Origin of the sequence: Micromonospora taraxaci (assembly GCF_007830095.1) — a bacterium.
GTDB lineage: Bacteria > Actinomycetota > Actinomycetes > Mycobacteriales > Micromonosporaceae > Micromonospora > Micromonospora taraxaci.
In genome coordinates, this window is record NZ_VIWZ01000001.1 from 3,861,736 (window position 1) to 3,872,789 (window position 11,054).

Sequence of the window (11,054 nt, forward strand, 5' to 3'; positions counted from 1 at the left end):
GCCATCGCCTTCCTCATGCCATCGCCTTCCGCTTCGTGATCAGGGCGTGCACGAGGTAACTGGCCACCTCGCCGGGCGTGGTGCCCCGACCGAAGATCCGGTCCACACCCAACTCGTCGGTCATCGTCTCGTCGAACCGGGGACCACCGACGATCAACAAGGGGCGCCGGCCCGCCGGCATCGCCTCCCGGAACGCCGCCGACATCTCCCGGGTGTTGTGCAGGTGCGCGTCGCGCTGCGTGACGACCTGCGACACGAGCACCGCGTCGGCCTTCTCCACCCGGGCCGTCTCCACCAACTCCGGCACGCTGACCTGCGCACCCATGTTGGTGACCTTCAGCTCCCGGTAGTACTCCAGGCCCTTCTCCCCCGCGATGCCCTTGACGTTGAGGATCGCGTCGATGCCCACGGTGTGCGCGTCGGTGCCGATGCACGCGCCGACCACTGACAACTTGCGTCGCAACCGCTGCTTGATCACCGTGTTGACGTCCTTCGCCGACAGCAGGGCGAAGTCCCGTTCCACCACCTGCACCGCGTTCAGGTCGACCAGGTGGTTGACCCGCCCGTACACGACGAAGAACGTGAACCCGTCGCCCATCGGTTTGGCGTGCACCACCATCGCCGGGTCGATGCCCATCTTGTTGGCCAACTGCACCGCCGCGCCCTCGGCCCGCTTGTCGTGCGACACCGGCAGGGTGAACGACACCTGCACCATCCCGTCACCGGTGGTGTCCCCGTACGGACGCACGATCTGGCCGCTCATGACGCCGCCTCCAGGATGTCCGTGGCCGGGTTGCAGTAGTCCGCCTCGTGCGCGGCGACCCCGGCGAGGCCCTTGCCCCGGTCCGCCGGCCGCTTCATGATCCCGAAGGTGCCCTCGGCGATCGCCGTCAGCAACGTCTGCTCCCCGATGCGTTCCAACAGGTCCAGTGCCTCACCGAGGACCTGGTTGGCGCGGCGGCGGATGAACCCGCCCGGCACCGGCACGAAGTCCTCGTGCAACCCACCGGCCGCGCCCAGCACGTACCGCACGTTCTGCAGGGCGATGTCCCGGTCGGACAACCACGGCGTCACCACCGCCTCGGTCATCATCCCCACCAGCAGGATGCCCTGACCGGTCAGCGCCCCCGCCAGGTTGAAGAACCCGTCGAGCAGGTTGCCCCGGAACACGTCACCGGTCATGTGCTTCGTCGGCGGCATCCACTTCAACGGGGCGTCGGGGAACAACTCCCGCGCCAACAGGGCGTGCGCCAACTCCAGGCGGAACGACTCCGGCACCTCCGGGTTGATCTCGAACGCGTGCCCCAACCCCAACTGCCAGTCCGCCAACCCCGCCTCGTGCGCGAAGAACTCGTTGAGCAGCTGCGACACCGTCACCGTGTGCGCCTCGTCGACCGCGTCGGCGGTGGTCAGGTAATTGTCCTCACCGGTGTTGATGATGATCCCGGCGCGCGCGTGCACCTGCCGGGAGAACCGCTGGTCGACGAACGTGCGCACCGGGTTGATGTCGCGGAACAGGATCCCGTACATCGAGTCGTTGAGCATCATGTCGAGCCGTTCCAGGCCGGCGAGGGTCGCCATCTCCGGCATGCACAACCCGGACGCGTAGTTGGTCAACCGCACGTAGCGGCCCACCTCTTTCGACGACTCGTCCAACGCCGCGCGCATCAACCGGAAGTTCTCCTGCGTGGCGTACGTGCCGGCGAACCCCTCCCGGGTCGCGCCCTCGGGCACGTAGTCCAACAGCGACTGCCCGGTGGAACGGATCACCGCGATCACGTCCGCGCCCGCCCGCGCCGCCGCCTGCGCCTGCGGGATGTCCTCGTAGATGTCGCCCGTGGCCACGATCAGGTAGATCCACGGCCGCTGCGCCGGGTCACCGTGACGCTTGACGAGGCGGTCCCGCTCGGCGCGCCGACGGTCGATGCGCCGGATACCCGCCCCGACGGCCTTGCGCGCCGCGCTCCGGGCCGCCGTCGCCGCCCGCCCGGTGGGCTGGGTGAACCGCACCGACCCGGCCGCGGCCTTCTGCGCCAGCAACGTCACGTCGGTGAGGCCCTCACGGGCGAGAGCGTCGAAGACCGGCACCGCCACCCCGTGCCCCAGACCGACGTCCGCGGCGACGGCGTCGACGAGACGGTTCACCCACGGGATGCCGTCCGGGTCGGCGCCGGTCACCCCGGCCAGCCGCAGCACCGCCCGTTCCACCGACACCGTCGTGTGGCTGCGCGCCAGGTCCACCACCGGTTGCCCGGCCCGGCGCGCCAACTCCCGCGCCCGCGCCACCAGCACCGGATCAAGATCAAGCTTCCCGGTCATGATGACCCTTCCTCGTAGATGACCTCACCGCGCAGCACCAGGCGCCGGCACACCGGCAACGGCGTCGGGTCCTCCGGACCCCGCACCTCCGGGTCCTCGGCCTGCAACACCGGCAGACCCCGCTCCACCCCCGCCGGCGTCGACCACACCGCGAACGTCGCCGGCGCGCCCAACGCGAGGACCCCCTCGACGTCCAGGTGCACCGCCCGCCACCCACCACGGGTGTGCGCGGCGAACGCCGCCCGCACACTCATCCGCTGCGCCGGGTTGTGGTGCGCCGCCGCCGCCCGCACCGACCCCCACGGGTCCAGCGGCGTCACCGGCGAATCCGACCCGAATGCCAACGCCACACCCACCGAGTGCATCGCACCCATCGGGTTCGACTCCAACGACCGGTCCAACCCCAACCGCGCCTCGTACATCCGACCCGCGCCACCCCACAGCCGGTCGAACGCCGGCTGCATGCTCGCCACGACCCCGTACTCCACGAACCGGGCGATCAACCGCCTGTTCATGATCTCCGCGTGCTCGATGCGGTGCCGGGCCGCGCGCAACCGCTCCACACCCACCGTCGCGGCAGCCGCCGCGAAACCGTCGAGGACCGTGCCGATCGCCGCGTCCCCGATCGCGTGGAAACCGCCCTGCATGCCATGCGCCGCGCAGTCCAACAGGTGATCACGCACCTGCTCGACCGTCAGATACCCGTGCCCGCAGCCCTCACCGTCGCCGTACGCCTGCGACACGTGCGCCGTACGCGACCCCAACGCCCCGTCGGCGAACAGATCACCACCGGCGCCCACGGCACCCAGCTCCCGGGCCCGCGCCGCGCCACCCAACTCGCCCCAGTACCCGTACACCTCCGGCACCCCCGCACCGGAGATGCCCAGCAACCCGGTGAAGTCCTCCTCGTCGGAGATGTCCGGACCACCGCACTCGTGCACCGCCGCGATCCCCAGCGACGCCGCGTGCGACAGGGCCACCCGCTGCGCGGCGACCCGCTGCGCCCGGCTCACCGAGCCCTGCGCCGCCGCCCGCACCACGTGGTGCGCGTCGCGCCGCAACCACCCCGACGCGTCGAACCCGGCCGCCTGCGCCACCTGCGGACACGCCGCCAGCAGCGCCGACGACACCAACGCCGAATGGATCGACGCCTGCGACAGGTACACCCGCCGCCCACCGGCCGCCCGATCCAACGCCGCCGCGTCCGGCAACGCCGGATCCGACCAACCCGACTCGTCCCAGCCGTGCCCCAGCACCACCGCGTCCGCCGGCAGACCCGCCGCGAACCCGGCCACCGCGTCCAACAACTGCGCCGCCGAGCGCACCCCGGACAACTCCAGCCCGGACAACGCCAACCCCGTGTCGGTGGCGTGCACGTGCGCGTCGACGAACGCCGGCGTCACCAACGCCCCGTCCAGGTCCACCACCCGATCGGCCGGCGGCGCGTCACCGTCGGTCCCCAACCAGGCAATCCGCCCATCGGACACCAGCAGCGCGGTCGCGCTCGGATCGGCGGGACAGTGCAGCACGCCGCCGCGGTACAACGTCGAGGGGTTCGTCATGACCTCAGTCTGCCGCGATCCGCGCCGCGAACATCTGACGCACCCCCGGCTCGGCGCGCAGCAGCCCCAACGCCAACTCCGCGTGCCCCGGCACGTACCCGTTGCCCACCAGCATCGTCACGTCCGCCGCCAACCCCTCCGCGCCCAACGCGGCCGCCGAGAAGCTCGTCGCCATCGAGAAGAAGATCACCGTGCCGCCGTCCGCGGTGGCCAACACCGCGCCGTGCTCACACCCCGGCACGTCCACGCACACCACAGTGACGTCCGCCGGCGCGCCCAGGGCGGTGGTCACCGCCGTGGACAACCCCACCGGGTCCCGGGCGTCGGCCAACGCCACCGTCGACGCCAGCCCGGCGGCCGTCAGCGCGTCGCGCTCCGCCGCCACCGGCACCACCCCGACGGTACGCGCGGCGCCCACCCGCCGCGCCGCCGCGAGCGACAGCGACCCGCTCTTGCCCGCCCCGCCGATCACCGCGACCCGCACCGGCGTCGGGTCACCCACACGACGACGGTCCTCGACGTAGCGCGACACCACCCGCGCGGTCAACGCGGGCGCCCCACACACGTCCAGCACCGCCAGGGACAACTGCGGGTCCTCGTCGTCGGGCAGCACCGCCGCGATGGAACGGGCGAACAGGATCGCCCACCCGTCACAGGGCACCTGCTCACTGCGCCCGTCCCAGCGGGCCAGCCCGTCGGTCACGACCAACGGGGTCAGCGTCAACGACACCAGGGTCGCCACCCGCTCACCGACCTTCAGCCCCAGCGGGGAACGCCGGCCGGCCTCCTCGACCGTGCCGATCAACATCCCACCGGACCCGGTCACCGGGTTCTGCATCTTGCCCCGCGTCGAGATGATCTCCAGCACCTCGGCGCGGACCGCGTCCCCGTCACCGCCGTGCTTCTCCGACAACTGCCGGAAACTCGCCGCGTCCAGGTTCAGCCGCTGCACCCGGATCCGCACCTCGTTCGGTGCGATCTCCGCCGACGCGTCCAGGCGCCAGGCCGCCTGCGGCAGCACCCCCGCCGGTTGCACGACGCGGTGCAGTCCCACCGGTGACGACACGCCAACCTCCCCTGCCCAGCCGCCCGAAGCCCCGGTCAAGGCTCGCGTAGCGGGAAAACTTACGGCAGACTAGTTTCTGTACCGAATATTTTCCAGTAGCCTTCGGGCCCGTCGATCAACAGCACCACCGAGGAGGGGCCGTGACCCAGACCATCCCGCAACCCCGTCACGCCCCGGTCGCCGCACCGACCGCCGGGCAGCCCTACGAATACCACCGCCGCCCCCTGGTCGAACCCGACTGGACCCGCTTCCCCGGCTGGCACCACGTCACCCGGGACCAGTGGGAATCCGCCCAGTGGCAACGCGTCAACTGCGTCAAGAACATCAAGCAGCTCCGCGCCGTCTTCGGTGACCTCATCGACGAAAGCTTCTACGCCGACCTCGAGGCCGACCAGAAGGCCATGGCCACCATGTCCATGCTGGTGCCACCACAGATGATCAACACGATGGTGCCGTTCGCGCCCCTCACCACCGAGGCGCTGCTCGCCGACCCCATCCGCCGCTACATGATCCCCGTCGCCTCCGACCGACGCACCGACTGGCCCTCACACCCCTACGCCAGCCGCGACAGCCTCCACGAGCACGACATGTGGGTCGCCGAAGGCCTCACCCACCGCTACCCCACCAAGGTCCTCGCCGAACTGCTCTCCACCTGCCCCCAGTACTGCGGGCACTGCACCCGGATGGACCTCGTCGGCAACTCCACCCCCGCCGTCGACAAACTCAAGCTCACCCTCAAGCCCGTCGACCGCTACGACGCCCACATCGCCTACCTCAAGGGCCACCCCGGCGTCCGCGACGTCGTCGTTTCCGGCGGCGACGTGGCCAACGTGCCCTGGCGCAACCTCGAGTCGTACCTCATGCGCCTGCTCGAACTGGAGACGGTCCGCGACATCCGGCTCGCCACCAAAGCCCTCATGGGCCTCCCCCAGCACTGGCTGCAACCCGACGTCGTCGAAGGCCTGGAACGCGTCGCCCGCACCGCCGCCCGCCGCGGCGTCAACCTCGCCATCCACACCCACGTCAACCACGCCCAGTCGCTCACCCCACTGGTCGCCAAGGCCGCCCAGACCGCCCTCGACGTCGGCGTCCGCGACGTCCGCAACCAGGGCGTCCTCATGCGCGGCGTCAACGCCACCACCCCCGAACTGCTCGACCTCTGCTTCGCCCTCCAAGGCGAAGCCGGGATCCTGCCGTACTACTTCTACATGTGCGACATGATCCCCAACGCCGAACACTGGCGCGTCCCGGTCTGGCACGCCCAACAACTCCAGCACGACATCATGGGCTACCTGCCCGGCTACGCCACCCCCCGCATCGTCTGCGACGTCCCCTTCGTCGGCAAACGCTGGGTGCACATGCTCACCGACTACGACCGCGAACGCGGCATCTCCTACTGGACCAAGAACTACCGCACCTCCATCGAGTCCGCCGACCTGGAGGCGCTCAACAAGCGCTACGCCTACTACGACCCGATCGACACCCTGCCCGCCGACGGCCAGCAGTGGTGGGCCGACCACCGCGACGACTGACCCACCGACGGCGACGCCCCTGGGGAGACCTCCCCGGGGGCGTCGCCGTCACCGGCAACCCAGGCTTTCGACGTAACCGGCCCGCACCGCCCCGGCCGCGACCTCGTCGGCGTACTCCCAGAACACCTCCGGCCAGTCACCAGCCTCATCCATCTCCCGCAGCACCCGCCACCCGTGGCTGCTCCGCAGCGCATCGGCCGCCCGCCGCACCCCGGCCTCGTCTCCGCTCGCCCTCGCCCGCTGCCACTCCGCGATCCACCCGCAGCCGACCCGGGACGTCACACCCACGCCGAACTGGTACGAGTCACTCACCCCGACCTCCTCCAGCTCGGCGACATCGAACCCCGGCGGCAGCGGCACGTCGGCGAGCACCCTCGCCGCCCGCTCCCGCACCGGCATGACCATCTCCGCCGGAAGCACGGCCAAGAACGTCCGCGCGTCCACCCGGACGATGTCCCCGAGAACCCGGTCCAGGTCCTTACGCGACCAGTTCCCGGAAGTTTTCATCTCCACGAACACGTCATCACGAGGACGCACCATCACCGTGAAATCACCGTTGAGGCTCTGGAACACCTCAGCGGGCCAACCGTCGACCCGCACCGACTTCGCAGGACCATCAACGAGCCGATCGGGATAACGCTCCGCGTACGCGTACCCCGGATACCAGGTCGTCTCCACCTCCCGCTCACCCCGGCGGAACACCACGCCACCCTGCTCCTCGGCGAACCCGTACAACCTGGTCACCTTCCAACCGGCCCGGTCGATCAGCAGGCGCGGATTCCTCTCCGCCGCCGCCATCGCCCCCGGCGAAAAGACCTTCCCCGCGTCCGCGGTGACGATCGGCGACACCCCACCACCCTCTGACTGCCCCCGCAGCATCATGGACGCCGGCACCACGCTGACGAGTACGGCAGCCGCCGTCACGACGCCGGCGAAGCGCCCCACCCGCAACCGCCGCGACATCCCGCCACCACGCTCGGACATGATCTCCGTCAGCAGGGCCTGCTTCACCCCGCCGACCTCCCCCACGACACCGAGCCGACCCGGATCGGCATCCCGAAGCAGCCGGTCGACACGCTCCTCCATGGTCATCAGTCCTCCCTGCGGGTGGATGCGGTCAGCACGTCGAGTACATGTCCGGGCGGCCCCGGGTCGTCACCGACCAGCCCTCGCAACTTCGCCCGCGCCCGCGACAACCGGGTCCGCACCGCCGCAGGACCCACCCCCAGCACGGCGGCCACCTCATGCGGCTGCAGTCCCTCCCAGACGGTGAGCATCAGAACCTCCCGGTCCAGCTCCGGCAGACCCGCCAACGCCGCCCGGACGGCAAGCCGCTCCGGCACCTCACTGCCCGGATCGGGAACCGAATCGACGATCTGCTGACGTAACCGCTCACCGAGACGCTGCCGGCGAACACCACCACGGTGATGATTGGCCAACACGCGCCGAGCCACCCCGTACAACCACAACCGCGCCTCACCAGCGACCGGAATGTCCTGCCGGCGACGCCACGCCACCAGGAACGTCTCCGCGACAACGTCGGCCGCGTCCTCCGCATGCGCGACGCGCCGCAACGCGAACGCCAGCAACGACTCGAAATCCTCGGCGTACGCACGCCGAAAGCGGTCCTCGTCACGCGCTGTCTCGGAGCTCACAAACACTCCATGTCCGGTGCGGCCTCAACCGTGACAGGTCACCGAACCCCGACGCCGCCCGACCGGCGAGCCGCGCGACGGCGACTCAGCCGGCCAACACCTCGGACAACGGCGCCGGCGTCAACCCCCGCTCGCGCAACCCGGCCAGGATGTGCGGCAACGCCTCATCCGTCATCGCCGCATTCGCCTCGGTCACGTGCATGATCACCACCGACCCCGGACGTACGTGGTCCAACACCGCCCGCACCAACGGCTTCCACGCCTTCGCGAACGGATCACCGCTGACCACGTCCCCGTCGACGACCGTCACGCCCAGCGGGGCCAGAGCGTCCAGCGCCGCCGCGTCGTGACACAGCCCCGGGAAACGGAAGTACCGGGTCTGCCGACCCCCGTACGGTTTGATCACCTCGAACGTCTTCGCCACGTCGCCGCGTAACTCGCCCACCGGCTGCGAGGGCAGGTCGTAGCAGTCCCCGGTGAACGCCGCGTGCCCGTAGGTGTGATTGGCCAACTCGAAGCGCGGATTACCGGCGATCCGACGGGTGACGTCCGGATACCGCTGCACCCACTTACCGGTCAGGAAGAACGTCGCCGGGATCTGCTCCCGTTCCAGCAGGTCGAGGATGCGCAAGTTGGCGTACGACTTCACCCGGCCGGCACGCAGGCTGGCCAACATTCCGTCGGTCATGTCCGCGTCGAAGGTCAACGCGACCTTGTTACCGGTCCGCGGCCCGTGGTTGACGACCGGCGCCCTGGTCCCGATGGGTGTCGCGCCCGGCGCCCTGGCACCAGCCGCCGTCGGCGACGGGACACCTGTCGACGGCGGGGGCGCAGCGGCGCTGGACGGCACGACAGTCGGAGAGGCACCGACCGACGGCGCGACGGACGGGGTCGACGACGCGGACGAGCCGACGAAGACCGGCTGGTCCGGCGGCGGCACCCGGGACGCTTCACACCCGGCACTGCCGAGGACGGCCGCCACCACCAGGACGCCAAGAGACGGACGAATCCGAGCACGGTTCACGCCGCCGATCATCCCAAACCCGAACCGCCCTCACTGCCCCGCGACGGGGGGGTGACAGGGATCGGCAAGGGTGGGGTCAGGCTGGACCGCCTCGTGGGGCGTACATGATGACCGCGACACCGAACAGGCAGATCGCCGCGCCCGTCACGTCCCAGCGGTCCGGGCGGAAACCGTCCACCACCATCGCCCAGCCCAACGATCCGGCCACGAACACCCCGCCGTACGCGGCCAGGATCCGGCCGAAGTTCGCGTCCGGCTGGAACGTCGCCACGAACCCGTAGCAGCCCAGCGCGACCACACCGGCCGCGATCCACCACAGGCCACGCTGCTCCCGCCAGCCCTGCCACACCAACCACGCGCCGCCGATCTCCGCCAGCGCGGCCAGCGCGAACAACAGCAGGGAACGAAGCACCGTCACCCGGCGACACTAACCGCCACACGCGGCGGGGCCCCGGGCGACGGTGCACCCGGGGACCCGCGAACCGCTCAGGTCACTTCGTGAAGGAGTCCTTCACGTTGCGACCGGCGTCCTTGACGTTCTGACCGGCCTGCTTGGCGCGCGCGTCGCTCTGCTGGCTGGCGCCCTCGCCACGCATCCGCTCGTTGTCGGTCATGTCGCCGACGCGCTCCCGTGCGGCGCCGGCCATCTGCTCGACCTTGTTCTTTGCCTTCTCGGTGAAGCTCATCGCGCCTCCTCGGTCTGGCCGTTGTCCCTGCTCGCTTGCCCGGTCTCCGGGTGCCGAAACCGGCAGTGCCGGTCGGCACACCCGCTAAGGCATCCTAGGAAGATAGGTTGAGGGAGGGTCGCCTGCCGACCCCCGCCGCGGTGGTTAACTGGCCGCATGGGAGAGCTCCTGCTGATCCGGCACGGCGAGACCACCTGGAGCGCCAGCCTGCGGCACACCTCGTACACCGACCTGGAGCTCACCCCCGACGGCGAGCGACAGGCCCGCACCCTGGCCGCGTTCCTGGCCGGCCGGCGGTTCGTGACAGTGTTGGCCAGCCCCCGCTCCCGGGCGCTGCGCACCGCACAGCTCGCCGGCCTCACCGTCGACGCCGTCGACGAGGACCTCAGCGAGTGGAACTACGGCGAGTACGAGGGGCGTACCACCGTCGACGTCCACTCCGACCAGCCGCACTGGAACATCTGGACCGACGGCTGCCCCGGCGGGGAGTCCCCCGCGCAGGTCGGCGAACGGGTCGACCGGGTGCTCGAGCGGGTCACCCCGCTCCTCGACCGGGGCACGGTCGCGCTTGTCGGTCACGCCCACAGCCTGCGAGTGCTCGGCGCCCGCTGGATCGGCCTGCCCCCGTCCGCGGGTGGCCGGCTACGCCTGGAGACCGCCACGGTCAGCGCGCTCGGTCACGAGCACGGCCGGCAGGTCATCCTGCGGTGGAACCAGCCGGCTCCTCCGGCGCCCGGGACCGCGACCGACCCGGCGCCGCGGCACTGATCTTCGGCGGCCGGTTCTCGTACGGGGTCGACAGCACCACAGTGGTCCGGGTCGTGACGTTCGCCGAGGTGCGGATCTCCTGCAACACCCGCTCCAGGTCGGCGGGACTGGCCACCCGCACCAGCAGCATGTAGAAGTCCTCCCCCGCCACCGAGTAGCAGGAGTCGATCTCGGGCAGGTGCGACAACCGCTCCGGCGCGTCGTCCGGCTGCGACGGGTCGAACGGGCGGATCGCCACGAACGCGGTCAGCGGCAGGTCCAGCGCCTCGAACGACACCCGGGCGGCGTACCCCTTGATCACCCCGCGTTGCTCCAGCCGGCGCACCCGCTGGTGCACCGCGGACACCGACAGCCCCACCTTCTCGGCCAGGTCGGTGTACGACAGACGGCCGTCGGCGGTCAGCGCGGCGACGATAGCGCGGTCGATCTCCTCCACGGCGTG

At 70.7% G+C, this 11,054-nt stretch carries 12 protein-coding genes; 2 read left to right on the top strand and 10 right to left on the bottom strand.

The features are described 5' to 3' along the window. Positions 1-13: 13 nt before the first annotated feature. Genes kamE through kdd form a run of 4 tightly spaced genes read right to left on the bottom strand, consistent with a single transcriptional unit; the run spans position 14 to position 4,947 of the window. Positions 14-763 (bottom strand): lysine 5,6-aminomutase subunit beta, encoded by a 750-nt coding sequence (gene kamE / locus FHU34_RS17770; protein WP_145781925.1) that lies wholly within the window; start codon positions 761-763, stop codon positions 14-16. Beyond that, the gene (gene kamD / locus FHU34_RS17775) at positions 760-2,319 is read right to left on the bottom strand and encodes a lysine 5,6-aminomutase subunit alpha (RefSeq protein WP_145781927.1); all 1,560 of its coding nucleotides are present in this window, start codon (positions 2,317-2,319) and stop codon (positions 760-762) included. The genes kamE and kamD overlap by 4 nt, the downstream gene beginning before the upstream one ends. Then, on the bottom strand, positions 2,316-3,881 hold the full coding sequence (locus FHU34_RS17780) for an amidohydrolase (RefSeq protein WP_145781929.1): 1,566 nt from the start codon (positions 3,879-3,881) through the stop codon (positions 2,316-2,318). Before FHU34_RS17780 ends, kamD begins: the two co-directional genes overlap by 4 nt. Positions 3,882-3,885: 4 nt before the next feature. Next, entirely contained in the window at positions 3,886-4,947 is a 1,062-nt protein-coding gene (gene kdd, locus FHU34_RS17785) for an L-erythro-3,5-diaminohexanoate dehydrogenase (protein WP_145781931.1), read from the bottom strand. A gap of 140 nt (positions 4,948-5,087) precedes the next feature. Here kdd and FHU34_RS17790 point away from each other — a divergent pair, with 140 nt between their 5' ends. After that, entirely contained in the window at positions 5,088-6,479 is a 1,392-nt protein-coding gene (locus FHU34_RS17790) for a KamA family radical SAM protein (protein WP_145781934.1), read from the top strand. A gap of 48 nt (positions 6,480-6,527) precedes the next feature. Here the strand turns inward: FHU34_RS17790 and FHU34_RS17795 are convergent, their stop codons facing one another. The 5 genes from FHU34_RS17795 to FHU34_RS17815 form a co-directional block, all read right to left on the bottom strand. After that, the gene (locus FHU34_RS17795; protein WP_145781936.1) at positions 6,528-7,571 is read right to left on the bottom strand and encodes a hypothetical protein; all 1,044 of its coding nucleotides are present in this window, start codon (positions 7,569-7,571) and stop codon (positions 6,528-6,530) included. Beyond that, positions 7,571-8,134: an RNA polymerase sigma factor gene (locus FHU34_RS17800; protein WP_145781938.1), complete on the bottom strand. Its 564-nt coding sequence runs from the start codon at positions 8,132-8,134 to the stop codon at positions 7,571-7,573. Before FHU34_RS17800 ends, FHU34_RS17795 begins: the two co-directional genes overlap by 1 nt. Before the next feature lie 85 nt (positions 8,135-8,219). Further along, positions 8,220-9,158 carry a polysaccharide deacetylase family protein gene (locus FHU34_RS33745; protein ID WP_244311717.1) on the bottom strand — a complete coding sequence of 313 codons (939 nt, stop codon included), beginning with the start codon at positions 9,156-9,158 and terminating at the stop codon, positions 8,220-8,222. 76 nt (positions 9,159-9,234) lie between these two features. Further along, on the bottom strand, positions 9,235-9,576 hold the full coding sequence (locus tag FHU34_RS17810) for a YnfA family protein (RefSeq protein ID WP_145781941.1): 342 nt from the start codon (positions 9,574-9,576) through the stop codon (positions 9,235-9,237). Between the two features lie 73 nt (positions 9,577-9,649). Continuing rightward, entirely contained in the window at positions 9,650-9,844 is a 195-nt protein-coding gene (locus tag FHU34_RS17815; protein WP_088989634.1) for a CsbD family protein, read from the bottom strand. 156 nt (positions 9,845-10,000) lie between these two features. Here FHU34_RS17815 and FHU34_RS17820 point away from each other — a divergent pair, with 156 nt between their 5' ends. Beyond that, entirely contained in the window at positions 10,001-10,612 is a 612-nt protein-coding gene (locus FHU34_RS17820) for a histidine phosphatase family protein (protein WP_145781943.1), read from the top strand. On the opposite strand, the gene FHU34_RS17825 is transcribed toward FHU34_RS17820, so the two are convergent. Continuing rightward, positions 10,542-11,048 carry an Lrp/AsnC family transcriptional regulator gene (locus FHU34_RS17825; RefSeq protein WP_145781945.1) on the bottom strand — a complete coding sequence of 169 codons (507 nt, stop codon included), beginning with the start codon at positions 11,046-11,048 and terminating at the stop codon, positions 10,542-10,544. The two genes, FHU34_RS17820 and FHU34_RS17825, sit on opposite strands and share 71 nt — an antisense overlap. Positions 11,049-11,054 lie beyond the last annotated feature (6 nt).

Bases quoted from the DNA above. Each gene is read 5' to 3' on its own strand.
- FHU34_RS17820 (WP_145781943.1), top strand. From the start codon at position 10,001: ATGGGAGAGCTCCTGCTGATCCGGCACGGCGAGACCACCTGGAGCGCC.
- kamE (WP_145781925.1), bottom strand. From the start codon at position 763: ATGAGCGGCCAGATCGTGCGTCCGTACGGGGACACCACCGGTGACGGG.
- FHU34_RS17795 (WP_145781936.1), bottom strand. From the start codon at position 7,571: ATGACCATGGAGGAGCGTGTCGACCGGCTGCTTCGGGATGCCGATCCG.
- kamD (WP_145781927.1), bottom strand. From the start codon at position 2,319: ATGACCGGGAAGCTTGATCTTGATCCGGTGCTGGTGGCGCGGGCGCGG.
- FHU34_RS17815 (WP_088989634.1), bottom strand. From the start codon at position 9,844: ATGAGCTTCACCGAGAAGGCAAAGAACAAGGTCGAGCAGATGGCCGGC.
- FHU34_RS17780 (WP_145781929.1), bottom strand. From the start codon at position 3,881: ATGACGAACCCCTCGACGTTGTACCGCGGCGGCGTGCTGCACTGTCCC.